Source organism: Streptomyces sp. NPDC093984 (assembly GCF_044764595.1).
Classification (GTDB): domain Bacteria; phylum Actinomycetota; class Actinomycetes; order Streptomycetales; family Streptomycetaceae; genus Streptomyces; species Streptomyces cynarae.
In genome coordinates this window covers 716,691-742,301 of record NZ_JBIWIM010000003.1, presented here as the reverse complement: position 1 = coordinate 742,301, position 25,611 = coordinate 716,691, and the positions used below count along the sequence as shown (strand labels likewise).

The 25,611-nt window shown below is 71.4% G+C and carries 17 protein-coding genes; 10 read left to right on the top strand and 7 right to left on the bottom strand.

What is annotated here, in order from left to right; translation table 11 throughout:
- The first annotated feature begins 47 nt into the window (after nt 1-47).
- The 3 genes from ACIRC0_RS15515 to ACIRC0_RS15505 all read left to right on the top strand — a co-directional run bounded on the left by ACIRC0_RS15515 (nt 48) and on the right by ACIRC0_RS15505 (nt 4,111).
- Nucleotides 48-2,450 carry a glycosyltransferase gene (locus tag ACIRC0_RS15515; RefSeq protein WP_403616230.1) on the top strand — a complete coding sequence of 801 codons (2,403 nt, stop codon included), beginning with the start codon at nt 48-50 and terminating at the stop codon, nt 2,448-2,450.
- A 167-nt stretch (nt 2,451-2,617) separates the two neighbouring features.
- Nucleotides 2,618-3,001, top strand: a complete 384-nt coding sequence (locus ACIRC0_RS15510) for a hypothetical protein (protein WP_403616228.1) — start codon at nt 2,618-2,620, stop codon at nt 2,999-3,001.
- Between the two features lie 138 nt (nt 3,002-3,139).
- Complete coding sequence (locus tag ACIRC0_RS15505) at nt 3,140-4,111, top strand: glycosyltransferase family 2 protein (RefSeq protein ID WP_403616226.1); 972 nt, start codon at nt 3,140-3,142, stop codon at nt 4,109-4,111.
- 76 nt (nt 4,112-4,187) lie between these two features.
- On the opposite strand, the gene ACIRC0_RS15500 is transcribed toward ACIRC0_RS15505, so the two are convergent.
- Both ACIRC0_RS15500 and ACIRC0_RS15495 read right to left on the bottom strand, forming a co-directional pair.
- Nucleotides 4,188-4,646 carry a VOC family protein gene (locus tag ACIRC0_RS15500; RefSeq protein ID WP_403616223.1) on the bottom strand — a complete coding sequence of 153 codons (459 nt, stop codon included), beginning with the start codon at nt 4,644-4,646 and terminating at the stop codon, nt 4,188-4,190.
- Nucleotides 4,647-4,784: 138 nt separating this feature from the next.
- The gene (locus ACIRC0_RS15495) at nt 4,785-6,212 is read right to left on the bottom strand and encodes an MFS transporter (RefSeq protein ID WP_403616220.1); all 1,428 of its coding nucleotides are present in this window, start codon (nt 6,210-6,212) and stop codon (nt 4,785-4,787) included.
- 101 nt (nt 6,213-6,313) lie between these two features.
- Between ACIRC0_RS15495 and ACIRC0_RS15490 the strand changes: the two genes are divergently transcribed.
- Nucleotides 6,314-7,258, top strand: a complete 945-nt coding sequence (locus ACIRC0_RS15490) for a helix-turn-helix transcriptional regulator (protein ID WP_403616218.1) — start codon at nt 6,314-6,316, stop codon at nt 7,256-7,258.
- Between the two features lie 29 nt (nt 7,259-7,287).
- Here ACIRC0_RS15490 and ACIRC0_RS15485 read toward each other — a convergent pair whose 3' ends face one another.
- On the bottom strand, nt 7,288-8,733 hold the full coding sequence (locus ACIRC0_RS15485; protein WP_403616216.1) for an MFS transporter: 1,446 nt from the start codon (nt 8,731-8,733) through the stop codon (nt 7,288-7,290).
- Nucleotides 8,734-8,815: 82 nt separating this feature from the next.
- Here ACIRC0_RS15485 and dusB point away from each other — a divergent pair, with 82 nt between their 5' ends.
- Entirely contained in the window at nt 8,816-9,958 is a 1,143-nt protein-coding gene (gene dusB / locus ACIRC0_RS15480) for a tRNA dihydrouridine synthase DusB (protein ID WP_403616213.1), read from the top strand.
- On the opposite strand, the gene ACIRC0_RS15475 is transcribed toward dusB, so the two are convergent.
- From ACIRC0_RS15475 to ACIRC0_RS15465, 3 genes are all read right to left on the bottom strand, one after another.
- Nucleotides 9,959-11,926, bottom strand: coding sequence for a CDP-alcohol phosphatidyltransferase (locus tag ACIRC0_RS15475; RefSeq protein WP_403616210.1), 1,968 nt, complete (start codon nt 11,924-11,926; stop codon nt 9,959-9,961).
- 257 nt (nt 11,927-12,183) lie between these two features.
- The gene (locus ACIRC0_RS15470; protein ID WP_403616207.1) at nt 12,184-14,121 is read right to left on the bottom strand and encodes a glycogen debranching N-terminal domain-containing protein; all 1,938 of its coding nucleotides are present in this window, start codon (nt 14,119-14,121) and stop codon (nt 12,184-12,186) included.
- Entirely contained in the window at nt 14,118-15,695 is a 1,578-nt protein-coding gene (locus ACIRC0_RS15465) for an MGH1-like glycoside hydrolase domain-containing protein (protein WP_403616204.1), read from the bottom strand. Before ACIRC0_RS15465 ends, ACIRC0_RS15470 begins: the two co-directional genes overlap by 4 nt.
- A 131-nt stretch (nt 15,696-15,826) precedes the next feature.
- On the opposite strand from ACIRC0_RS15465, the gene ACIRC0_RS15460 reads away from it, so the two are divergent.
- Together ACIRC0_RS15460 and ppdK are read left to right on the top strand one after the other, a co-directional pair.
- Nucleotides 15,827-17,047, top strand: a complete 1,221-nt coding sequence (locus tag ACIRC0_RS15460) for an ROK family protein (protein ID WP_403616202.1) — start codon at nt 15,827-15,829, stop codon at nt 17,045-17,047.
- A 505-nt stretch (nt 17,048-17,552) separates the two neighbouring features.
- The gene (ppdK, locus tag ACIRC0_RS15455; protein WP_403616200.1) at nt 17,553-20,246 is read left to right on the top strand and encodes a pyruvate, phosphate dikinase; all 2,694 of its coding nucleotides are present in this window, start codon (nt 17,553-17,555) and stop codon (nt 20,244-20,246) included.
- A gap of 128 nt (nt 20,247-20,374) precedes the next feature.
- On the opposite strand, the gene ACIRC0_RS15450 is transcribed toward ppdK, so the two are convergent.
- A complete protein-coding gene (locus ACIRC0_RS15450; protein ID WP_403616198.1) occupies nt 20,375-20,980 on the bottom strand; it encodes a hypothetical protein in 606 nt (201 codons plus the stop codon).
- Nucleotides 20,981-21,435: 455 nt separating this feature from the next.
- Here ACIRC0_RS15450 and ACIRC0_RS15445 point away from each other — a divergent pair, with 455 nt between their 5' ends.
- The 3 genes from ACIRC0_RS15445 to nirD are packed head-to-tail and all read left to right on the top strand — an operon-like array spanning nt 21,436 to nt 25,594.
- Complete coding sequence (locus tag ACIRC0_RS15445) at nt 21,436-22,653, top strand: NAD(P)/FAD-dependent oxidoreductase (protein ID WP_403616196.1); 1,218 nt, start codon at nt 21,436-21,438, stop codon at nt 22,651-22,653.
- Nucleotides 22,653-25,244, top strand: a complete 2,592-nt coding sequence (nirB, locus tag ACIRC0_RS15440; RefSeq protein WP_403616194.1) for a nitrite reductase large subunit NirB — start codon at nt 22,653-22,655, stop codon at nt 25,242-25,244. The genes ACIRC0_RS15445 and nirB overlap by 1 nt, the downstream gene beginning before the upstream one ends.
- Nucleotides 25,241-25,594, top strand: coding sequence for a nitrite reductase small subunit NirD (nirD, locus tag ACIRC0_RS15435; protein WP_403616192.1), 354 nt, complete (start codon nt 25,241-25,243; stop codon nt 25,592-25,594). The genes nirB and nirD overlap by 4 nt, the downstream gene beginning before the upstream one ends.
- Nucleotides 25,595-25,611 lie beyond the last annotated feature (17 nt).

Below are 25,611 nucleotides of genomic sequence, written 5' to 3'. Positions count from 1 at the left end.
GTCCTGCCGGAGCCGCTCGGAAGCAAAAGGATCTTCATACTGCGTGCATGCGGACACCGGAGAAGATTCCCGCCCTGATCCATCAGACCTGGAAAGACACCGACGTACCGGAGAAGTGGCGTACGTGGGTTGATTCCTGGCGTCTGCACCACCCCGGCTGGGGATACCGGCTGTGGACCGACGCGGACAACCGTGCCTTCCTCCAGGAGCACTATCCCTGGTTCCTGCCGGTGTACGACGGCTATTCCGAAGCGATCATGCGGGCCGACGCGATCCGCTACTTCCTGCTCGATCATTTCGGCGGCCTCTACGTGGACATGGACTTCGAGTGCCTGAAGCCGGTCGACGCACTCCTCGACGGACGTGAACTCGTCCTCGGCTGCGAACCCGAGGCTCACACGCGTCTGCTGCTGGCCCGCCGGCGCGGATTCGGCCGCATCGTCGGCAACGCGTTCATCGCGTCACGGCCGGGCCACCCCTTCTGGGCCCATGTGCACCGGCAGCTGGTCGGCGCTCACCGGGCACCCGGTGCCCTGGAGGCCACAGGCCCCTTCTTCCTCACCAGGGCCGTCGACAGCGCCCCGGAGCCCGCCTCGGTCACGGTCCTCGGGCCGGAAGTCCTCTATCCCGAGGTGAGCCCCTACGCCGCAGAGCTGTTCGGCCCTCAGGAAGCCGACTACGAGCGTGCGTACGCCGTGCACCACTGGTCCGGCAGCTGGGTGCGGGACGACTCCGGTGCGGTGCGGATCTCGGCCGGCAAGCGGTTCCGCTTCTGGGCGAGCCAGGGGCTGCAACCGCTCGCCGACGGCCAGCTCGGTCTTGACGCTCAGAGGCGCCGCTGGGCTTCGGGCGCACCCGCGCCCACGGTGTCCTGCCTGATGGTGACCAAGGGCCGCCTGGCGATGGCGAGCCGCGCGATCGCCTGCTTCCGTACGCAGACCTACCGCGCCCTGGAACTGGTCGTCGTGGACGACGGCACCGACGACGACCTCGAGCGGTACGTCCGGGAGCTGGGCGACCCTCGGATCCGCCATCACCGGCTCCCCCCGGAGGGGCGGACGCTCGGCGAACTGCGCAACGAGGCGGTGGACCGGGCCACCGGGCCCTACGTGTGCCAGTGGGACGACGACGACCTGTACGACCCGGAGCGGGTCGAGACGCAGATGGCGGCGCTTCTCGCCCTCGGCGCAGAGGCCTGTTTCCTCGCCCGTGAACGGCTGTGGTGGCCCGCTCGCCACAAGCTCGCGATCTCCTGCGCGCGGGTCTGGGAAGGATCGATGATCTGCGCCAAGGACCGGATGCCGCGCTATCCGGCGCAACGCCGGGGCGAGGACACACCGGTGGCGGAAGAGGTGGTCCGCACCTGCCGGGTCGTCTCCGTCGACGCGCCGGAGCTGTACACCTACATCTGCCACGGCGGCAACACGTTCAACGAGTCGCATTTCGCCGAGCACTTCGAGGTGGCGACCCAGGTCTGGGCCGAACCCGGCGCGTACGCCGAGCGGTTGCTGGCCATGGCGACCCGGCTGCCGATCGAGCCGCGGGACATCGCCCATGCCGAGACCGGCGCCGCCGCCGAGCGAGCGGCCGGGGAACGACCGCGTACGGCTGCCGAGCCGGCTCCGGGCCCGGCGAGCGAGCGGCCCCTCGTGCTGGTGCTCACGCCCCTGAAGGACGCGGCCGCGCACCTGCCCGGCTATCTGGAGAAACTGCGCTCCCTGGACTATCCGCGCGAGGCGATCTCCCTGGGCCTGCTGGAGGGCGACAGTGAGGACTCGACGCCGGAACTGCTGCGGCAGGTCCTGCCCGGCCTGGAGGCGGAGTACCGGCGGGTCACCCTCGTCCACCGCGACTTCGGCCTCCAGCCGGTCGGGCCGCGCTGGGAGCCCGGCCTCCAGCGCCGGCGCCGGTCGGTGCTGGCCAAGGTGCGCAACCATCTGCTCGCCCGGGCCCTTGCCGACGAGGAGTGGGTGCTGTGGCTCGATGTGGATGTCACCGACTACCCGGCCGACCTGATCCAGCGGCTGCTCGGAGCGCGTAAGGACATCGTCGTCCCGCACTGCGCCACCACGGCCGGGGGACCCACGTACGACCTCAACACCTTCGTCCTCCACCCCGGCGCCGGCACGCTCAACTGGTCCCAGTGGCTTCGCGACGGCATTCTGCAGCCGCCCAGGGGGTTCGGCCGGATCTACCTCGACGAACTGCGCGGCAAAGGGCTTCTCCGGGTGGACTCGGTCGGTGGCACCGTGCTGCTGGTCCGCGCCGACCTGCACCGTGACGGCCTGATCTTTCCGCCCTTCCCGTACCAGTACCTCATCGAGACCGAGGGTCTGGCCGCGATGGCCCGGGACATGGGCACCGCCTGCTGGGCGCTGCCCGACCTGGAAGTGCTGCATCCGCTGCCTGCCCGGGATCCGGCCGACACCGCGGCCCTGTCCCCGTCCTGAACCGAGCGGCGCCGGTACGTGGTGCCCGCCACTCGCACGGTGTAATCGTTTTGCCGCGGAGAGTATGCAAATCCTACGGTGGCGCTGCTGTCCCTGCTGTGAAAATCGCCGGTTGTCGGGGCAGCTTCCTCCCCCGAAAGGAAGGCACCACCGTGAAAGCTCGTGTCATGTCCTCCCTGGCTCTGCCGGCCGCACTGGCAACCGCCGGACTGCTGAACACCGCGGAGGCCGCCTACGCCGCCACCCTCGGCGAGGAAACGCTCACGGCGTCGGCCCCGTACGCGCACCAAGGGCAGCCGATGAGCGGCGACCTCACCCTCATACCGGGGGAGGAGCACCCCTGCAAGAACTTGGCGAACGTCACGATCAGTGACTACAGCCACTGCTGCCCGTCCGTGGCCAACGTCGTCATCAGCGACTACGGCCACTGCTGCGCGCCCGTGGCCAACCTGACCATCTGTGACTACGGCCACCACCACGATCACCACGGCTCCGGCCACTACTCCGACTACGCCGACCGCGACTACGCGCGCACCCTCGGCATCGGCTAGCACGTGACCGGCGGGTCCGCTGCGACGTGGCCCTGACACAGGGTCGGGGGGGCCGCCCGTGCCCGACATCGCGGAGGCCTGCCGCCCGTGGTCCGGGCTCCTCGCCCCTCCCCTTCCGTCCCGAGCGAAAGACGGCTCATGCCCCACGGTTCCGACCCTGTGGTTTCGGTGGTCATCCCCTGCCACGACTACGCCCGCTATCTGCCCGACGCGGTGTCCAGCGTCGTCGCCCAGACGTTCCGTGACTGGGAACTCGTCATCGTCGACGACGGCAGCACCGACGACACCGCCGAGGTGGCGAAGGGCCTGATCGCCCGCCACCCCGACCGGTGCATCCGGCTGCTCCGGCAGGCCAACGCCGGAGTCTCCGCCGCCCGCAACACCGGGATCGAGGCGGCCGTCGGCCGCTACATCCTTCCGCTGGACGCCGACGACGTGATCGCGCCCACGATGCTGGAGAAGACAGTCGCGGTCCTGGACGGCGACCCCGGCGTCGCCATCGCGTCGACGGACGTCTTCACCTTCACCGACGACGACCTGCCCCCGCAGGCGATGCCCCTGCCCGCCTACAGCCGGGAACTGATGCTCCAGCGGCTGATCATGTTCTACTGCTCGCTGTACCGCCGTGAGGCGTGGCAGGCCGTGGGCGGGTACGACGAGAGCATGAGGGCGGGGGAGGACTGGGACTTCTGGATCGGCTGCGTCGAGCAGGGCTTCGACGCCCACCACATCCATGAGCCGCTGTTCGGGGCGCGCAACAAGGACACCGGACTGCATCTGGAAGCCGCCGAGAACGACCTCGCCATCCGGGCGCGGATCGTGGTCAAACACCCGGGCCTGTACAAGCCGATCACGCGTGGCTGGGCACACGCCGTACTCGGTCAGGACGCGGAAGCCTGCCTGCGGGACGAGAACGTACCCGACGACATCCTCACCCGGGCCGCCGAGATGGATCAGTTCCTCGGTGCGGTCATGGCCTTGCAGCGCACCGCGCGCGTGCAGTACTACCACATCCGTCGCCTGGAGAAAGCGCTGGCCGCGCACACCGGCACCGCCGCCCCGCCCACGCGCGAGAGCGACCCCGCCGCGACGGCTGCCGCCGTGCACTAGGGACCAGGACCAGGCCACTGCACGGCACACCGCGAGGCCGCTGCGAGGTCGCTACGAGTCCACTACCAGGCCGCTACTAGGCCACGCAGAACTCGTTGCCCTCCGGGTCGCGCATGACCCACCAGTGCCCGGCCGGGCCCTTGTCCACCTCCTCGACGCGACTCGCGCCCAGGGACTCCAGGCGGGCGACCGTCGCCTCGCGGGCGTCCGGGCCGGCGTGCACGTCGAGGTGGAGGCGGTTCTTGGCGGTCTTCGGCTCGGGGACGTCCTGGAAGAGGATGCGGCGGCCCCGGCCGATGCCCGTCTCCTTGTCGTACGGGTCGTCCGGGTGCCGGATGGCGGCGAAACCCCGGAAGATCCGCGTGCCGTTGTGCTCGGCGACCGCCGCCTCCGGGAGCTGACCTGCCGTCAGGAGCCGGTTGACCAGCGCGCTGTTGTCCTCCACCTCGTACCCCAGCGCCGCCGCCCAGAAGTCCGCGAGGGCGGGAGCGTCGTGCGTGTCGACGACCAGTTTCCAGTCCAGTGTGGCTGCCATGCAGCCACTATCCCGGCCGGCGCCTCCGCCTGTCCTGGAGATCCCGGAGGAGGACATGGCCGCGGCGCGGGAGCACACGGCGGCCCCGCACCCGTCTCACAGGGGTGCGGGGCCGCGTCCGGTCGTCGACTCGCGGGACTAGCTGATCGTGCGCGGCAGGCGCAGGCTCAGGGCCGCCGTCAGGGCGATGCCGGCCAGCTGGACCAGCAGCGTCGTCACCAGGGCGTCGCGCATGCCCATGCCCGGAACCAGCGTCAGGAACAGCGTGCCGAGCGTCGCCACGCCCAGCGCCAGCGCCGACTGCTGCGTCGTCACCATGACACCGCTGCCGACGCCCGCCCGTGCCGTCGGCACCTCGGACAGGACGATCCGCATGATGATCGGGAGCTGGAGCGCCTGGCCCGCGCCCGCGACCGCCGCGCCCGGCAGCAGCTCCCACACGCCCAGATGCGGCCAGGAGCGCCAGGCGGTCAGGGCCAGCAGCCCGATGCCGACCGCCTGGATCAGCCCCCCGGCGGTCACCACCCGGGTGCCGAAGCGGGCGACCAGCCGAGGCCCGTACAGCGAGACCACGAAGAACGCCGCCGCCATCGGCGTCAGCGCCAGACCCGCGGAGACCGGACCGAGCCCCGCGCCCTGCTGCAGCGACACCGCGATCACGAACATGAATCCGCTGAACCCGATCGAGAACGGCACCATCATCACCAGTCCACGCCGCAGCGACGTGAGCGCCAACAGGCTCGGCGGCACCAGCGGCGTACGGCCTTGCCGGTCCGCGCGGCGCTCCACCGCGTAGAACGCCCACGCCGCGAACGGGAACGCGGCCAGCGCCAGCCAGGTCCACAGCGGCCAGCCCGCGGCCCGGCCCTCGGTCAGCGGCGCCAGCAGGGTCAGCAGCGAGACGGCGAGCAGCACCGTGCCGGGCCCGTCCACCGGCTCCGGGTGCTGCGAGCGGGTCTCCGGCACCGCCCGCGCGCCCAGGCACAGGCCGACCACCACGACCGGCACGTTGACGAGGAACACCGAACGCCAGCCGGTGCCCCAGATGTCCGCCGCCACCAGCACACCGCCGAGGATCTGCCCGGCCACCATGGACAGACCGGCCGTCGCGCCGTACAGGCCCATCGCCTTGGCGCGGCGCTGCCCGCTGGTCGCCGCCTGGATCGTGGCGAGTACCTGCGGCAGCATCGCCGCGGCCGCCGCGCCCTGCGCGACCCGCGCCGCCACCAGCGTCCAGGCGGTCGGGGCGAGCCCGCACGCCAGCGAGGCCACACCGAAGGCGGCCATCCCGTACAGGAAGAACTCACGCCGGCCGAACAGATCGCCCAGCCGGCCGCCGAGCACCAGCAGCACGGCGTACGACACCCCGTACCCGGCGACGACCAGTTCGAGGACGGACTCGCCCGCGTGCAGGTCCCTGCCGATCGTCGGAAGGGCGACGTTGACGATGAAGAAGTCGATGAGGGGCAGTGCCGCGCCCAGCAGCACCGTGAACAGTCCGAGCCCGCCCAGCCGTGGGGTCGCCACCGGTGAGCGGACAGCAGGGGTAGTGAGAGTCTCGGTCACATCAGCAAGGCTCCGCCGCCCCTCAGAGTGGTACCAGAGTGTCTTTATCCTGGTACCAGGACTACCTGGAAACAGGGTCCAGGGGGCGGCAGGCTGGAGTCATGGCGACCATGGTGCAGGAGACGGCGGCGGTCCGGGAGGCAGCGGAGACCCGCAGGGCCGGGGAAACCCCAGAGGCGCAGGCGCCCGGCAGGCGCGCCGCGGAGATCCGGCGGCACGAACTCGCCGCGTTCCTGCGGCACCGCCGTGAGCACATCACGCCGGAGCAGGTGGGGCTGCCCCGCGGCCGGCGCCGGCGCACACCCGGGCTGCGGCGCGAGGAGGTCGCGCAGCTCGCCGCGGTCGGCGTCACCTGGTACACCTGGCTGGAACAGGCCCGGGACATCCAGGTCTCCGTCCAGGTCCTCGACTCCCTCGCCCGCACCCTGCTGCTCGACGCCGGCGAGCGGGCACACCTGTTCAACCTGGCCGGGGCAGTCGACCCCGCGCCCGGGGCGCACTGCCCGGCGGTCACCGATGCCCAGCGCCTTCTGCTGGAGCAGCTGGAGCCGATCCCGGCCTGCATCCAGAACAGCCGGTACGACATCCTCGCCTACAACCGCACCTACGGACTGCTGCTGTGCGACCTCGACGCGATCGCACCGGCGGACCGCAACTGCATGGTGCTGTGCTACACGAACGCGGACTGGCAGGCATCGATCGTGCGGCTGGAGGAGACCATGCGGCTCATGGCCGCCAGGTTCCGCGGCGCGATGGCCGGACATCTCGGCGAGCCCGCCTGGAAGATGCTGCTCAAGCGGCTGACGGCCGAGTCTCCGGAGTTCCGCGAGGTCTGGGAGCGGCACGAGGTGGAGAGCGCGCGCAGCAAGCGCAAGGAGTTCCGCAACGCCCATGTGGGGCTGTTGTCGCTGGACCACACGGATCTGTGGCTGGGGCCGCACAACGGGCCTCGGATGGTGACGTACGCGCCGGCCGACCGGGAGTCGCGGGAGCGGCTGGAGAAGCTGCACGCCATCGCGTTGGAGCGGAGCGCCGCCGACGCGTGACGGGCGCTCCACGCTCCACGCTTTACGCTCTACGCCGAGACGCCGGACGCCTCACGGACTTCGGGGGACTCCAGCCGCTCAGCCGTGCGTTCGGCCGTCTTCCTGGCCCAGCGGCCAGTGGTGAGCGCGCCCAGGGCCAGCACCGCCGCGCCGCAGGCGACGAGGATCCACCAGCCCGGGCGTGCCGCCGTCACGAACGTCTCCCGGTACGACGACGCCGTCACACCGGACGCCAGCACCGCGCCGACCACCGCCACGCCGAGGGTCTGGCCGAGCTGGCGGCTGGTGGAGGCGACCGCCGCGGCGACGCCGGCCTGGGCGCGGGGCATGCCGGAGACGGCGGTGTTGGTGATGGGGGCGTTGACGAAGCCGAAGCCGATGCCGAACAGGACATAGCCGACGAGCAGCGTGGTGTTCGACGTCTCCGCCTCGAAGGCCGCGAACAGCACCGCGCTCGCGGTCATCGCACAGCCCGCCACCAGCAGCGGCAGGCGCGGCCCTCGGTTGCCGACCAGGCGGCCGGACAGCGGGGCGCACAGCATCGTCGGGGCCGCCAGCGCCAGCATCCACAGGCCCGCGTGCAGCGCGTCCAGTCCGCGTACGTTCTGCAGGTAGAGCGTGGACAGGAACAGGAAGCCGCCGAGGGCCGCGAACGCGCTGATGGCGATCACCGTGGCCCCGCTGAACGGCGCCGAGCGGAAGAAGCGCAGGTCGATGAGCGGTTCGGCGCGGCGCGGCTCGTACCAGAACAGGCCGAGCAGGGCCACGAACGCGACCACGGCGAACGGGACGATCCTTGCGGCACTGGCGGCCGGGGCCTCGATGATCGCGTACGTCAGGCAGCCGAACAGGGCGATCACCAGCAGCTGGCCGACCGGGTCCGGGCGACGCGCCTTGGGCGCCCGGGACTCGGGGACGAAGCGCAGGGTGAGCAGGAGCGCGGCCAGTCCGACCGGCAGGTTGACCCAGAAGATCGACCGCCAGCCGACCGACTCCACCAGCAGCCCGCCGACCAGTGGGCCCGCGGCCATGGATATGCCGACCACGGCACCCCACACACCGATCGCGCGGGCGCGTTCACGGGCGTCGGTGAAGGTGTTGGTGATGATCGACATCGCGACCGGGTTGAGCATCGAACCGCCCACCGCCTGCACCATGCGGAACACGACGAGCAGTTCGAGGTTCGGCGCGAGCGAGCACAGCAGGGAGCCGACGCTGAAGACGATCAGGCCCGCCATGAAGACCCGCTTGCGGCCGATCCGGTCGGCCGTGGAACCCGCGAGCATCAGCAGCGAGGCCAGGACCAGCGTGTACGCGTCGATCGTCCACTGCAGGCCGGAGACGCTGGCATGGAGTTCCCGCTGCATCGAGGGCAGCGCCACGTTCAGGACGGTGTTGTCGAGGCTCACGATCAGCAGGCTCATGCAGCAGATCGCGAGCACCAGAAGACGTCGGCGATGGCTGAGCTCGGGCATGCGGGCCATGGTACGCCGACATTGATAGTGTGTCTAACTAATGAGTCCTGCATGGTCATTGCCGATACGCGACAATGGGGCAATGCCCATGACCGAGTCCCTCTTGCAGATCGGCCCGCACACCGTCCAGCCGCCCGTCGTGCTCGCGCCCATGGCCGGGATCACGAACGCGCCGTTCCGCACGTTGTGCAGGGAGTTCAGCGGCGGCAAGGGCCTGTTCGTGAGCGAGATGATCACGACGCGGGCGCTGGTCGAGCGCAACGACAAGACCATGCAGCTGATCAAGTTCGACGCGAGCGAGCGGCCGCGGTCGATCCAGCTGTACGGCGTGGACCCGGCGACCGTCGGCAAGGCCGTCCGCATGATCGCGGAGGAAGACCTCGCCGACCACATCGACCTCAACTTCGGCTGCCCGGTGCCGAAGGTGACTCGCAAGGGCGGCGGCTCCGCGCTGCCGTACAAGCGGAACCTGCTGCGGGCGATCCTGCGCGAGGCGGTCAGCGGCGCCGGCGACCTCCCGGTCACCATGAAGATGCGCAAGGGCATCGACGACGACCACATCACCTACCTCGACGCCGGGCGGATCGCCGTCGAGGAGGGCGTGACGGCCATCGCGCTGCACGGGCGTACGGCCGCCCAGCACTACGGCGGCACGGCGGACTGGGACGCCATCGCGCGGCTGAAGGAGCATGTGCCGGAGATCCCGGTGCTGGGCAACGGCGACATCTGGTCGGCCGAGGACGCGCTGCGGATGGTGCGCGAGACGGGCTGCGACGGGGTGGTCGTGGGTCGCGGCTGCCTGGGGCGGCCGTGGCTGTTCGCGGACCTGGTGGCGGCCTTCGAGGGGCGGACGGAGGACATCGCCAGGCCGGCCCTCCGCGAGGTCGCCGACGTCATGGTCCGGCACGCGACCCTGCTCGGCGAGTGGCTCGGCGACGAGTCGCGCGGCGTCATCGACTTCCGCAAGCACGTGGCCTGGTACCTGAAGGGCTTCGCGGTCGGCTCCGAGATGCGCAAGCGGCTCGCGATCACCTCCTCCCTGGAGGAGCTGCGGGCCGGCCTCGACGAGCTGGACCTCGACCAGTCCTGGCCGTCCGGCGCCGACGGGCCCCGCGGCCGTACGTCCGGCAACAACCGGGTGGTGCTGCCGGACGGCTGGCTGAAGGACCCGTACGACTGCGCGGGCATCGGCGAGGACGCGGAGCTCGACACCTCCGGAGGCTGATCAGTCCCCTGAGGGGTGCGGCGTGGAGCCGTACGCCGTCAGGAAGCGGTCGCGGAACGAACTCATCTTCCACACCGGCGCGTTGTGCGCGGGCCGCAGGCCGTCCGTCCAGCCCCAGCTCGCGATCTTGTCGAGGACCTTCGGGTCCTTGGCGACGATGGCGCAGGGCACGTCATGGCTGGCGTGGTCGCCGCTGACGTGGGCGTTGGCCTGGTGGTCGCCGAGGAAGACGAGCACGGTGTCGTCGTTGCCGTAGCGCTCCAGGAACTGGGTGAGGGCGGTCACCGAGTACTGGACGGACTTGCCGTACTCCTCCCTGGAGTGGGTGTCGCTGGTGTAGGTGTAGTCGGGCTTGTTGCCCGCCTTCTGGATGGCGTCGAAGATCGAGCCGTTGCCCAGCTGGTCCCAGCCGACCATCTTCGGGATGGGCGCCCAGGGGGTGTGGCTGGACGTCAGGATGATCTCCGACATCAGCGGCTTGTCGCGCTTCTTGCCGTGCTCCAGGCGCTGGAACGCCTCGAGCGCGTACTGGTCGGGCATGGTGGACCAGCTGAACTTCGGGCCCTCGTATCCCATCTCGAAGGCGTTGTAGACCTTGTCGAGGCCGTAGAACTTCTGCTCCGGCCAGCCCTTCTGCACACCGGGCATGATGCCGACGGTGTCCCAGGCGCCGGTCTTCTGGAAGGCCTTGGTGAGGCTGAGGTGGTCGCTGGTGGTGACGGTGCGGTAGCGGTTCTGGTTGTCGATCCACAGGCCCGACAGGAAGGTCGAGTGGCCGAGCCAGCTGCTGCCGCCGTACGTCGCCGAGGTCAGCCAGCCGCTCTTGGCGTGGAAGCCGGCCTTGGCGAGGGCCTGGGTGCTGGTGTCGAGGGTCTTGTCGACGCCGGGAGCCATGATCGGGTCCTCGATGGCGCTGCGGCCGTAGCTCTCGATGAACGTGAAGATCATGTCCTTGCCCCGCAGATCGGGCACGAGCTGCGAGCCCGGGGTGGCACCGAAGGCGTCGACTCGGGCGGTCTTCGCGAAGTCCCGCTCGTCCCTGAGGGTCTGACGGATGAGGTCGGAGCGGACCTTGAGCATCGTGACGGTGCGCTCGGCGGCCAGCGGCACGCCGCCGAACTGGAGGCCGAGGACCGTGCAGGTCATCCACACCATGCTGAGCACGAGGACGGTACGGGTGGTCGTGGTGCGGTGCCGGGCCATGACGTTGCCGAGCCGCACGACCGAGAGCGCCGAGACGGCGAGGACGGCGAGGACGATCGCGACGGCCGCGCACAGGACTCCCAGGGCGCCCGCTCCGCCGAGGGTGTCCTGGAGGTAGGAGTAGGCGTCGCTGAGGAGGGGCCAGTCGAGGACGGCGTTGAAGTCGCGGCCGAGGTACTGGTAGAAGCCGGCGTCCAGCAGGTTGAGCATGGTCTGCACGCCGAGGGCGACACCGCCGACCCAGGCGACGACCAGCCGCGGCCGCCGGGGCAGAGCGGTCAGCACGACGCCACCTATCAGCGCCTCCACCGGTATCCGCGTGAACATGGCCGGCCGGAAGCTCGCGGGCCTGTTGGGCATGACGAGCGAGACGACGACGAGGACGCCGGCGAGCACGGTGACGGTGATACCGAGGACGCGGGCGGCGAGCGGGTGGTCGGCCCGCCAGGTGCGCCAGCGGAAGCGGAGACGGGGGCCGTCGGCTATGCCGGCTCGGTTCTCCGCCGCGTCGGTTCCCACCGCCTCGTCCTCTGCCGTGGGGGCGTCCGCGGCCGTGGGGGCGTCCGCGGCGTCCGGCTCCGTCGTCCGGTCGGCGGGCGCGTCCGGAGCGGCGGGCTCCGGCTCCGTCGTACGCTCGGCGGGCGCGTCCGGAGCGGCGGGCTCCGCCTCCGGCGCCGGTCGCTCGTCCTCCTCCGCCGGCAGGACCCCGTCGGTGGCCGCCCCCGCCTTGCTCGTCGTGTGTGGTGCGCGCGTGTTGAGAGGCAACCCGAGGGTCCTTCCGTGCGAAGCCCGTGGTGGAGGGCGGGCCGCGCTGGGGAGGCCGGCCCGCCGTCATCCCGTACGGGTGGCCGGGTACATGCGTTCACCACGACGCCCCAGCACCCGGCAAACACCCGGCAAATCCCAGGTCAACCCACTCCGGGAGTACGTCGGGTCGCACAGGTGAGGCGTCGGGAAGGAGCCGCCCCGGGGCCGCGCGCCGCCCGCCCATTGGCTCCGCGCGGTCCCGGGTGTCTGAGGGGCTACGCCCCGCCCACCGCCGTGAGCAGGGCGAGCGGGGTCGCCGCCGAGCGGGACTCGCGGACGCAGGCGTGCGGGTACGGCACCGGCTCCGGGTGGCTGTCGCGGCCGTATCCGGCGAGCACCTCCGGCAGCCGGTGGCCCGTCGCCGTCGCCGCGTCGACCAGGGCGTGGGCGACCGTACGGGCCTCGTCGTGCAGGCCGTATCGGGCGAGGCCCAGCGTGATCAGCGCGTTGTCGTGCGGCCAGACCGAGCCGCGGTGGTACGACATCGGGTGGTACGCCGCCTGGTCCGCGGCCAGGGTCCGGACGCCCCAGCCCGAGAAGAAGTCCTCCTCCAGGAGGCGGCGGCCCACCATTTCCCCGTACTCCTTGTCCAGCAGGCCCGACCACAGCAGATGCCCCGCGTCCGAGGCCAGTGCGTCCACCTGGTTGCCCTCGCCGTCCAGCGCCAGCGCCGGGAACGCCTGGTCCTCCATCCAGAAGTCCCGCTGGAAGCGGTCGCGCAGATCCGCGGCCGCCTGTTCGAGCAGCGCCGCGTACACCTCGTCCTCCCACACCGTGCGCGCCAGGTGCGCGGTGCGGCGCAGCGCGTCGTACGCGTAGCCCTGCGCGCCCGCCGCCATCACCGGCCCGGTGGGGCGGCTCCCGTCGGCGGAGCAGATCGCGCCGGGGGAGTCCTTCCAGTTCTGGTTGGCGAGGCCGCCCTGGTCGGCGCGGTAGACCAGGTAGCCGCGCGAGGTGAGGCCACCGTGGTCCAGCATCCAGCCGATCGCCGCTCGGGCGTGGGGCTCCAGGCGGCGAGCCATCGCCGTGTCACCGGTCTGCTCGACGTAGGCCCCGAGCAGCACCAGGAAGAGCGGTGTCGCGTCGACCGAGCCGTAGTACCGCCCGTACGGCACCTGCCCGAAGTGAGCCAGCTCCCCGTGCCGCACCTCGTGCACGATCTTTCCCGGCTGGGCGACCGACCCCGCGGCGACCTCGGTCGCCTGGGTCGCGGCGAGCGCGGGCAGGGTGGCCGCCGCCGGCTCGGGGCGATAGGGGAGCACGAAGAGGGAGGTCAGCAGCGCGTCGCGGGCGAGGAGCGTGAGGAACCAGGGCGCGCCGGCCGCCGGGACGCGCAGCTCCTCGCCGTCGGGGCCCGTCGCCGGAACCTGGAGCGCGGCCAGGTCGGACAGGCCCCGCGCACAGGCCGTGGCCAGCTCGGGCCAGCCGGTGGGGAAGGCGATGCCTTCCATGAACTCCCCCTCCAGGCGGAGGAGTCGGTGGTTGGCGGCGGCCGGGGACGCGGGGACCACCGGGTCCTGAGCCGCCCCGTGCGGCCGGGCGGCGACCCGCAGGGACAGTTCCGCCGAGCCGTGCGGCTCCAGCTCCAGCGTCCACTTAAGGCGCCGGGCGCCCGTGCCGGTCTCCTCGACACTGTCCGGCGCGGGCTCCGCCGTGACCCTCGTACAGGAGCGCCACTCGCCGCGCCGGTAGCCGAACTCCACGCCGTCCTCGAGGACCCGGCGGAAGCGCACGGCACCCGTCTTGGCGTACGTCCGGTGGTCGGAGCGCAGCTCGAACTGGTCCGTGAAGTCGGCGTCCGCGGTGACCGCGACACGGACCGTGGTCGGCACCGGGCGGTTGCTGGTGACGAGCAGCGACTCCACGAACGCACCGTCGACGACGGCCTGTTCGCGGAAGAGCGTGTGCGCGGGCGGCTCCTGGCGGCCTCCGCGCGGCACGAGGACGCAGCGCGCCGTGTCCCCGTCGGCGACCGGCGTGAGCGTCTCGGGCACCGCGCCGTCCACGGTGAGCTGCCAGCGGCTCAGATGGCGGGCGTCCCGTACGAACAACCCGGACGGGGAGGTGACGCCCCGCACCCCGCTGATGTCCCCGCCGTCGCTCACGGCGGCGAACGTCCCGCCGCACACGAGCAGATGATGCCGGTCCGTCATCCCCGGCCCCCTCCCTTGTCACTCCTGTCGAACGTGCCGGTGCCCGTCGGGGACACGCCCTGTCCGGGGTGGTCGTGGAGCAGGTCGAGTGTGAGGGCGGCGGTCCAGCCGAAGCCGGCCGCTCCGCACGCCTCGCCGGTGTACGGATCGACGTACTCCGCGAAGTCGGAGGTGCCCGCGGTCTCCAGCAGGGCCTCGCTCAGCGCGTCGGCGTCCGCCTGCTCGCCGTGCAGGCGCAGCCCGCGCTCCAGCAGCCAGCCGGTGTTGAACCAGGCGGGCCCGCGCCAGTACCGGTGCGGATCGAAGGCCTCGCCGAGCAGGTCGTAGCTGGGCACGAGCCGGGTGGCGTCGCCGAGCGAGAAGTGCGGACCGCGCAGGGTGCGGACGAGGGCGGTGGTGATGTCGCGCGGGAGGGTGGGCAGCAGGAGGGGGATGAGGCCGGAGACGGTGCGCTCGGGGACGAGGGTGCCGGTGGGGGAGCGGCGCTCTGTCCCGAGAGCACTGCTCCCGAAGCGTCGATCTCGATCGAGAGCACCGCTCTCCCGCGTCTCGCCGCCGAACACGTCCCGGCAGAAGAACATCCCCTCCACGGGGTCCCACAGCCGGTCGATCAGAGCCCCCGTCAGGCGCTCCGCGCGGGCGTGCCGTGCCGTCCCCGGTGCGCCCAACTCCTGCGCGATACGGGCCAGCGCGTGCTCCGACGCGATCAGCAGCGCGTTGAACGCCGGGTCCTCCACCGCGAACGTGCCGCTGCCGTCGGCGTATCCGCCGTCGCGGTACTCCGTCGCCAGTCGGACGTACCGCCCGTAGTCCAGATCCGTCGGCCGGTCCTCCGGCGCGCCGTGGGCCAGGTCGGCGCGGCGGAAGGAGCGGGCCGGGGCCGGGGTGATCCGGGACAGCGGCGCGTCCCAGGCGGGGCTGTTGTCCATGCCCTGCTCCCAGGGATGCACCACCGAGGCCAGCCCGCCGCCCCCCAGGTCGCGGCGGTGCAGCAGATAGCGGTGCCAGGCCGCCAGGTGCGGGTACACCCGGGCGAGGAAGCCGCGCGCCAGGGACAGCCCCGGGTCGGCCAGGTGCACCAGCCAGGCCGCCAGGGCGTGTACCGGTGGCTGCACGATGCCCGAGGTCTGTACGGTGCGCGGGGCGCCCGCGGCGCGCCCGGCCGTGGAGGAGCGCCAGAAGTCGGGGCTCGGGAAGTACGCGTCGAAGGGCACGGAGGGGTTGAACACGATGTGCGGAATCCGCCCGTCCGCCCACTGTGCGTCCAGCAGCGTCTCCAACTCGGTCTGCGCCCGTAACGGCGAGATGTGGCGCAGCCCGATCGCGATGAACGCCGAGTCCCAGGACCACTGGTGCGGGTACAGCCCGCGCGAGGGGACCGTGGACGTCCCCGTCCAGTTGGTGTCGAGTACCTGCGCCGCCCTGACGTGCAGCGATCCCGGAATGGCCGGATCGTGTACACGTGCGCCGGAAGGGGTGGTCTCACAGGGGCGGGACGTGGTCGGTGAGCCCGAGGGACGCGCGGGAGGCGCCGGTTCCGTACGGCGGGCGGTGAGTCGGGTCGTGCGCTCCACTCAGGTCTCCCCCGAAAGACGTGCGGCCGAGCGGTTCGGCGCGGTTCGGCAGTGGCTACCGTAGGGTTACGTCTATTTAACACGCAAAACTCAATATGTAAGGCAAGGTCGGTGAACGCAAGGGGGTGCGCATGAGCGGAAGAGCCGGGAAGCCGGGCGCGTCGGCCGGCGCCGGAGATCTGCTCGAACTGGTGCGCAGTGGCCGCGCCACGACCCGGGGTGCCCTGCAGCAGGCCACCGGTCTGTCCCGGGCCACGGTCGGCCAGCGCCTGGACCGGCTGTTCCGGGCAGGGTGGCTGCGGGAGGGCGCGGGCGGACCGGTCGACTCGCCGCTGGGCGGACGCCCCTCGATCACGCTCGAGTTCGACGACGCCCATGCCGTGGTGCTCGCCGCCGACCTCGACACCCGGCACGCCCGCGCGGCCGTCCTCACCCTGGCCGGTGAGATCCTGGCCGAGCACACCGGCGTCCTGCTCCTGGAGGAGGGCCCGGACGCCGTCCTCGGTGAACTGGGCCGCTGGTTCGCCGGACTCCTCGACAAGGCGGGCCGCCAGGCGCACGAGGTCTGCGGGATCGGCCTCGCGGTACCGGGGCCCGTCGACAGCGACACCGGCCGGGTCGTGCAGCCGCCGATCATGCCGGGCTGGGACGGCTACGACATAACCGGGCGTCTCGCTCGCGCCTTCACCGAGCACGCGAGGGGCGCCGCCGACGTCCCCGTCCTGGTCGACAACGACGCGAACCTGATGGCGTACGGCGAACAGCGCACCGCACACCGGGACTGCCGGGCGTTCGTGCTGGTCAAGGTCTCCACCGGCATCGGCGCGGGCGTGGTCATGGGCGGCCGGATCTACCGCGGCGTCGACGGGGGCGCCGGCGACATCGGGCACATCCGGGTCCCCGAGGGCGCCGACGCGCTGTGCCGCTGCGGGTCCTACGGCTGCCTGGCCGCCGTCGCGAGCGGCGGTGCCGTGGCGCGCCGGCTGGATCGGGCGGGGGTGCCTGCCGCCTCCGGCTCGGACGTGCGGGACCTGCTGGCCGCGGGGCACCCGGAGGCCGTCGCGCTCGCGCGGGAGGCCGGGCGGAGGGTCGGGGAGGTGCTGGCGACCGTGGTGACCCTGCTGAACCCGGGGGTGCTGATGATCGCGGGCGACCTGGCCGGGACGCCGTTCCTGACGGGCGTACGGGAACTGCTGTACCAGCGGGCGCTGCCCCGCTCCACCGCGCACCTGGACGTGGTGGTCTCGCGGCTCGGGGAGCGGGCGGGGCTGGTCGGTGCAGGCGCGTTGGTCGTCGAGCACCTGTACGCACCGGAGCGGGTGGAGGAGCGGCTGAAGGCACTGGGTGTCTGAAGCCCCCGCCCGTACCCCGGAGATCCCTCCCTCGTTCTTGTCGTGTGCGTGACAGTTGCATTTCGGTCCGGATCGGCGTCCGCATGGTGAAATCGGGCGACCTCGGTTAGCGTGATTCTCGCCACCCCTGATAGGGGTTGCGCTCAGATGAGCGGATCTTGGGCGGTTGCACTTCCTCAAGGGGTGGCACTGAGTGTCACCCCTTGATCGTTCATCGATCGAAAATCAGAAGTGTCGAGACCTGCTCATGTGAGCATCAAACCCCGTCTACGGGCGTTGATGCCTTCAACAAGTGAAAACATCGCCCGGTCGCCACTTGCCAAGCCTTGACTTTCGATCCGGTGGCGGACGAGTGGTTACGGGCACATGACGGACAAGTGGACGTACCCAGACGCCTTTGATCTGGGTATGTTCCTCGCCGTCAGGGCAGCCACCGCGTCCTCGAGGAGTCGAGACCGTGTCGGAAAACAAAGATCGCCACGTAACAGAGAACGGCGTCGAGGGCATGAAGTTCGTTTACGACTTCACCGAAGGCAACAAGGACCTCAAGGACCTTCTCGGCGGCAAGGGCGCGAACCTCGCCGAGATGACCAACCTGGGCCTGCCGGTCCCTCCGGGCTTCACGATCACCACCGAGGCCTGCAAGGTCTACCTGGACAGCGGCGAGGAACCCCCGGCACTGCGTGACGAGGTGAGTGCGCACCTCGAGGCCCTCGAGAAGAAGATGGGCAAGAAGCTCGGCCAGCCCGACAACCCCCTGCTCGTCTCCGTCCGTTCCGGGGCCAAGTTCTCGATGCCGGGCATGATGGACACCGTCCTGAACATCGGGCTCTCCGACAAGTCCGTGCAGGGCCTGGCCAAGCAGGCCGGCGACGACCGCTTCGCGTGGGACTCCTACCGCCGGCTCATCCAGATGTTCGGCAAGACCGTCCTCGGTGTCGACGGCGAGCTCTTCGAGGACGCGCTGGAGGCGGCCAAGGAGGCCAAGAAGGTCGCCGACGACACCCAGCTCGACGCGGCCGACCTGAAGAAGCTGGTCACCAAGTTCAAGAAGATCGTCAAGACCGAGGCCGGGCGGGACTTCCCTCAGGACCCGCGTGAGCAGATGGACCTCGCCATCAAGGCGGTCTTCGACTCCTGGAACGGCGACCGCGCCAAGCTCTACCGCCGCCAGGAGCGCATCCCGCACGACCTCGGCACCGCGGTCAACGTCTGCTCGATGGTCTTCGGCAACCTCGGCCCCGACTCCGGCACGGGCGTCGCCTTCACCCGGGACCCCGCCTCCGGCCACCAGGGCGTCTACGGCGACTACCTGCAGAACGCGCAGGGCGAGGACGTGGTCGCGGGCATCCGCAACACCGTCCCGCTCGCGGAGCTGGAGAACATCGACAAGAAGTCGTACGACCAGCTGCTGCAGATCATGGAGACGCTGGAGAACCACTACAAGGATCTCTGCGACATCGAGTTCACCATCGAGCGCGGCAAGCTGTGGATGCTGCAGACCCGCGTCGGCAAGCGCACGGCGGCCGCGGCCTTCCGCATCGCGACCCAGCTGGTGGACCAGGGCCTGATCGACGAGGCCGAGGCGCTGCAGCGGGTGACGGGCGCGCAGCTCGCGCAGCTGATGTTCCCCCGGTTCGACGAGAAGGCGAAGGTCCAGCAGGTCGCACGCGGCATCGCGGCCTCGCCGGGCGCGGCGGTCGGCAAGGCGGTCTTCGACTCGTACACCGCGGTGAAGTGGTCCCGCTCCGGCGAGAAGGTCATCCTGGTCCGCCGCGAGACCAACCCCGACGACCTGGACGGCATGATCGCGGCCGAGGGCATCCTGACCTCGCGCGGTGGCAAGACCTCCCACGCGGCCGTCGTCGCGCGCGGCATGGGCAAGACCTGTGTGTGCGGCGCGGAGGAGCTCGAGGTCGACACCAAGCGCCGCCGGATGACCGTGCCGGGCGGGCAGGTCGTCGAGGAGGGCGACCTGATCTCCATCGACGGCTCGAGCGGCAAGGTGTACCTGGGCGAGGTCCCGGTCGTGCCGTCCCCGGTCGTCGAGTACTTCGAGGGCCGGATGCACGCGGGCGCCGACGACGCCGACGAACTGGTCGAGGCGGTCCACCGGATCATGGCCTTCGCGGACCGCAAGCGCCGCCTGCGCGTCCGCGCCAACGCCGACAACGCCGAGGACGCGCTGCGCGCACGCCGCTTCGGCGCCCAGGGCATCGGCCTGTGCCGCACCGAGCACATGTTCCTCGGCGACCGGCGTGAGCTGGTGGAACGCCTGATCCTGGCGGACACGGAGACGGAGCGCGAGGAGTCGCTCAAGCAGCTCCTGCCGCTGCAGAAGCAGGACTTCGTGGAACTGTTCGAGGCGATGGACGGCCTCCCGGTCACGATCCGCCTGCTGGACCCGCCGCTGCACGAGTTCCTGCCGGACATCACCGAGCTGTCGGTCCGCGTGGCCCTCGCCGAGTCCCGCCAGGAGCCGCACGAGAACGAGCTGCGCCTGCTCCAGGCCGTGCACCGGCTGCACGAGCAGAACCCGATGCTCGGCCTGCGCGGCGTGCGCCTCGGCCTGGTCATCCCCGGCCTGTTCACCATGCAGGTCCGGGCGATCGCGGAGGCGGCGGCCGAGCGCAAGGCGGCCAAGGGCGACCCGCGCGCCGAGGTCATGATCCCGCTCGTCGGCACGGTCCAGGAGCTGGAGATCGTCCGCGACGAGGCCGACAAGGTCATCGCGGAGGTCGAGTCGGCGACGGGCACGGAGCTGAACCTCGCGATCGGCACGATGATCGAGCTGCCGCGCGCCGCGCTGACGGCGGGTCAGATCGCGGAGGCCGCCGAGTTCTTCTCCTTCGGCACCAACGACCTCACGCAGACGGTGTGGGGCTTCAGCCGGGACGACGTGGAGGCGAGCTTCTTCACGGCATACCTGGAGAAGGGCATCTTCGGCGTCTCCCCGTTCGAGACGATCGACAAGGACGGCGTGGGCAAGCTGGTCCGCGACGCCGCGAAGGCGGGCCGCGCGACCCGCCCCGACCTCAAGCTCGGCGTGTGCGGCGAGCACGGCGGTGACCCGGAGTCGGTGCACTTCTTCCACGAGGTGGGCCTGGACTACGTCTCCTGCTCCCCGTTCCGCATCCCCGTGGCCCGCCTGGAGGCCGGCCGCGCGGCGTCGCAGTCGCAGGGAAGCGACCACCGGTAGGTCTTCAAACGGACCTTCACCGAACGCCGGAACAGCTGCCGGTCACCCCGACCCTCACCGACTCGGCAGCGGTTCCGGAGCACCGAGAGAGGGCGGCACCCCTGTGCGGGGGGTGCCGCCCTCTCGTGTCAGTACAGGAAACGGTGCAGGGGAGCGGACTCGGTCAGCAGCATGGTCACGCGGTGGGCGAGCCGCTGCCACGCCTCCTCCTGGGCGTAGGAGAGCCGCACATCCTCGCTGCCGGGTGCCTTCAGCGCTGTGAAGAGGACCTCGGTGTCGGCGTCGGGCGCGAGGTCCACCATCGACAGCACCCGCGCCAACGCCCCGACCAGGCCGGCCGCGGACTCTCCGTTCGACGAGACCTCGCCGAGGAACGCGGCGACGCCGCCCGACGGCTGCGGCGATGCGACCAGGGCCCCGGACAGCTCACGCAGCAGTGCGTACAACAGGTCCGTCTCCTCGGCGGGCAGCTGGACGACGCGCAGACCCTCGTGCTCCCAGCGGCCGTTCGGCGTCCACACCCGCGGTCCGCGCGCCACCGCTTCGGCCAGCGTCGCCCGGACGCGCCGGAAGGCTGCGAGTCCGTCCGCGAACAGCGCGTGATCACACCCCTCACGGGGAGCCCCGGCCAGAGGAACCAGCAAGCGCTGCTCCACCCGGTCGCATTGAGCGTCCAGTTCCGGATCCACGACGACGAGGCGAACTGACGTGCGCTGCTGGTGCTCCTGCTCCATGTCGAACACTCTGCCAGTCGGCTCTGACAACGGTCGTGGGGGCATCCTGCGCGCTCGGCGCTCGGCGCTCGGCACCCGTCGCCCGGCGCCCGTCGCCCGGCACCCGGCGCCCGTCGCCCGGCGCCCGGCGCCCGGCGCCCGTCGCCCGGCGCAGGCATCGTGGCCGGGCTGTGCGCCGGGCAGCGGCTGCATGAGGCGCGACCGCAGGTGCGGCACATTCACGCGAGACGTTCACGGGCCGGGCGGCTGCTCGGCGGCTGCCCGGCCGCCCTCGACGACTGCCTGCGCGGCGCCTTCGGCCACACCGCCCCCGCTCCTCTGCTTCCGCCTCACACCGCGCCCCCGCCCCGCCCCCGGAACCCTCACACCCACCCCCCGCCCCCGCTGAGGGCAGCGTTCCTCGTGGGAAACAGTCGTGATGCGGCCGGGTAACGTCGGCACCGCACGCTCGACACATGACCTCGAATACGCGTGTGGTGGTGATCGGCGCCGGGCTCGCGGGCGTCCGTCTCGCCCGGCGGCTCGGCGAGCTCGGTGTGCCCGCCCTGGTCGTCGGCGAGGAGGAGCACCCCCCGTACAACCGTGTGCTGCTCGCCGACGTGCTGGCCGGCCGCTACGCGCACGAGGTGATCTCCCTCCAGGCCCCCGAGCGCCTCGTCCGTGCCCGGGTCACCCGGATCGACCGGGCGGCCCGCGAGATCCACTGCTCGGACGGCTCGGTGATCGCATACGACACGCTCGTCCTCGCCACCGGTTCGAACCCCGTCCTGCCGCCCCTGCGCGGCCTGCTCACCCCCGACCGGCCCGAGCTGCCCGAGGGCGTCCACGCGTTCCGCACCATGGACGACTGCCTGGGCCTCGCCAAGGCCGTCCGCCCGGGTGTGCGCGCCGTCGTCATCGGCGGCGGGCTCCTCGGCGTCTCCGCCGCCCGCGCCCTCGCCGCCCGCGGCGCCCAGGTCGTCCTGGCCCAGCAGGCCGAGCGCCTGATGGAACGCCAGCTCGACCCCTCGGCCTCGAAGCTGGTGCGCCGCCACCTCACCGACCTCGGCGTCGAGGTCCACACCGAGACCCGGGTGCGCGGCGTGCGCACCCTCGGCGGCGCCGTCCGCACCGTGGAGATGGCCGACGGCTACGCCCTCGACACCGACCTCGTCGTCCTCGCCTGCGGCGTCCACCCCCGGGTGGGCCTCGCCCAGGACGCGGGCCTCGCCGTCCACAAGGGCATCCTCGTCGACGACGAACTGCGCACCTCCGACCCGCACATCCGGGCCATCGGCGACTGCGCGCAGCACGACGGCACGGTGTACGGGCTCGCCACCCCGGCTCTCGAACAGGCCGAGGCGCTGGCGGAGTCGCTGGCCGGAGACCCGGACTCCCGCTACACCGGCACCCGCTCCCTGACCCGGCTCACCCTCGCCGGGCACGACTTCCTCGACCTCGCCGCCTTCGGCGAGACCGAACCCCGCCCCGGCGACGACGTCGTTCAGCTCACCGACGCCACCCGCGGCACCTACAGGAAGGTCGTCGTCCGCGACGACCGCCTGGTCGGCGGCGTACTCGTCGGCGAACTCGGCACCGTCGGCGCGCTCGCCCGCGCCTGGGAGGGAGCAGAGCCGCTCCCCACGGACGGTGCCCCGCTGCTCCACCTGCTCACCAACGATGGAGGCTCCTGATGTCCACGGACACCACCCCCACGATCGTGCTCGTCGGCCATGGCATGGTCGGCCAGCGCTTCCTCGAAGCGCTCGCCGAGCGCGGCCTGACCGACACGCACCGGGTGGTCGTGCTGTGCGAGGAGCCCCGCCCCGCCTACGACCGCGTCCAGCTCACCTCGTACTTCTCGGGCACCACGCCCGACGAGCTGTCCATGACCGACATGGAGTTCATCGCCACGCACGGCATCGAGCTGCACATCGGCGACCCGGCCGAGACCATCGACCGGGAGGCGAAGACGGTCACCGCCCGCTCCGGGCTGACGGTCGCCTACGACACCCTCGTCCTCGCCACCGGCTCCTACCCCTTCGTCCCGCCGGTCCCCGGCAAGGACGCCGAGGGCTGTTTCGTCTACCGCACCATCGAGGACCTTCTCGCCATCGAGGAGTACGCGAAGACGAAGGCGACGACGGGCGCGGTGGTCGGCGGCGGCCTGCTCGGTCTGGAAGCGGCCGGCGCGCTCAAGGGCCTCGGACTGAACACGCACATCGTGGAGTTCGCGCCGCGCCTGATGCCCGTGCAGGTCGACGAGGGCGGCGGTGCCGCGCTGCTGCGCACCATCGAGGACATGGGCCTGACCGTGCACACCGGCACGGGCACCCAGGAGATCGTCGTCGGTGAGGACGGCTCCGTCACCGGTATGAGGCTCTCCGACGGCTCCGAACTCTCCACCGACATGGTGGTGTTCTCGGCCGGTGTCCGCCCCCGCGACCAGCTCGCCCGCGACTGCGGCCTCACGGTCGGCGAGCGCGGCGGCATCACGGTCGACGAGCAGTGCCGTACGGTCACCGACCCGCACGTGTTCGCGATCGGCGAGTGCGCGCTGGCCGCCGACGGCCGGGTGTACGGCCTGGTCGCGCCCGGTTACGAGCAGGCCGAGACGGCCGCCGCGACGATCGCCGCCGACGAGGCGGAGTTCACCGGCGCCGACCTGTCCACCAAGCTGAAGCTGCTCGGCGTGGACGTGGCCTCCTTCGGCGACGCGCACGGCACCACCGAGGACTGCCTCGACGTCGTCTACTCCGACTCCCGCTCGGGTCTGTACAAGAAGCTGGTCATCGGCCGCGACGGCACGCTGCTCGGCGGCATCCTGGTCGGCGACGCGGAGGCGTACGGCACGCTGAAGGCCTTCACCGGTTCGGTCCCGCCCGTCTCGCCCGAGTCGCTGGTGCTGCCCGCAGGTGCCGGGGAGTCCGCCCAGCTCGGCCCGACCGCGCTGCCGGACGACGCGATCATCTGCTCCTGCAACAACGTCACCAAGGGCACGATCCGCGGCGCGGTCACCGAGCACAAGTGCACCACCGTGCCCGAGGTGAAGAAGTGCACCAAGGCCGGAACGACGTGCGGCAGTTGTGTCAAGGTGCTGGGCCAGCTGGTCGACGCCGAACTCGAGGCGAGCGGCGTCGAGGTCGACAAGGGCCTGTGCGGCTGCTTCTCGCAGACCCGCGAGGAGCTGTACGAGATCGTCCTCGCCCTGCGCATCAACTCCTACCAGGACCTGCTCGACCGCTACGGTCGCGAGGAGGCCCGGGGCGGCGACGGCTGCGAGGTCTGCAAGCCCGCCGTCGCCTCGATCATCGCCTCCCTCGCCCCGACGATCGGCGCGAGCGGCTACGTCCTGGACGGGGAGCAGGCCGCGCTGCAGGACAGCAACGACCACTTCCTGGCCAACCTGCAGAAGAACGGCTCCTACTCGGTCGTGCCGCGCATCCCCGGCGGTGAGATCACCCCGGAGAAGCTGATCGTGATCGGCGAGATCGCCCGGGACTTCGGCCTCTACACGAAGATCACCGGCGGTCAGCGGATCGACCTGTTCGGTGCGCGCGTCGAGCAGCTCCCGCTGATCTGGGCCCGGCTGGTGGACGCCGGCTTCGAGTCCGGCCACGCCTACGGCAAGGCGCTGCGCACGGTGAAGTCCTGCGTGGGCTCCACGTGGTGCCGCTACGGCGTCCAGGACTCCGTCCGCATGGCGATCGACCTGGAGCTGCGCTACCGGGGCCTGCGCTCCCCGCACAAGCTGAAGTCGGCCGTCTCCGGCTGCGCCCGCGAGTGCGCCGAGGCCCAGTCGAAGGACTTCGGCGTGATCGCCACCGCCAACGGCTGGAACCTCTACGTCGGCGGCAACGGCGGCGCCACCCCGCGCCACGCGGACCTCCTCGCCCAGGACCTGTCCGACGCGGAGCTGGTCCGCCTCATCGACCGGTTCCTGATGTTCTACATCCGCACCGCCGACCGTCTGGAGCGCACCTCGGTGTGGCTGGAGCGGATCCCCGGCGGCCTGGACCACGTGCGCGACGTGGTCGTCCACGACTCGCTCGGCATCTGCGACGAGCTGGAGGCCCTGATGGCCGCGCACGTCGCGAACTACCGCGACGAGTGGGCCGAGACCATCAACGACCCCGAGAAGCTGGCCCGGTTCGTGTCCTTCGTCAACGCGCCGGACACCCCCGACCCGGTCGTCGGCTTCGTCCCCGAGCGCGACCAGATCAAGCCCGACCTGCCGCTGCTCACCATCGGCACGCGACCCCTGGAAGGAAGCGCCCAGCGATGACCCTGGCACTCGAGACCACCGACCTGAAGATCGAGCTCCGGATCGATGAGGACACCTGGTTCCCGGTCTGCGACATGAGCACGCTGATCCCGGGCCGTGGCGTGGCGGCACTGCTGCCGGACGGTCGCCAGGTGGCGCTCTTCCGGGACCGCTCGGGCCGGCTGTACGGCATCGACAACCGGGACCCCTTCGGCGGCGCCGCGGTCCTCTCCCGGGGGCTGACCGGTACCCACCAGGGCCGCCCCTTCGTCGCCTCGCCGCTGCTCAAGCAGCGCTTCGACCTGGAGACCGGCCAGTGCCTGGACGACGAGACGGTCCGGGTGGCGGCGTACGAGGTACGGGCCGCCTGAGGACGGCGCCGAGGACC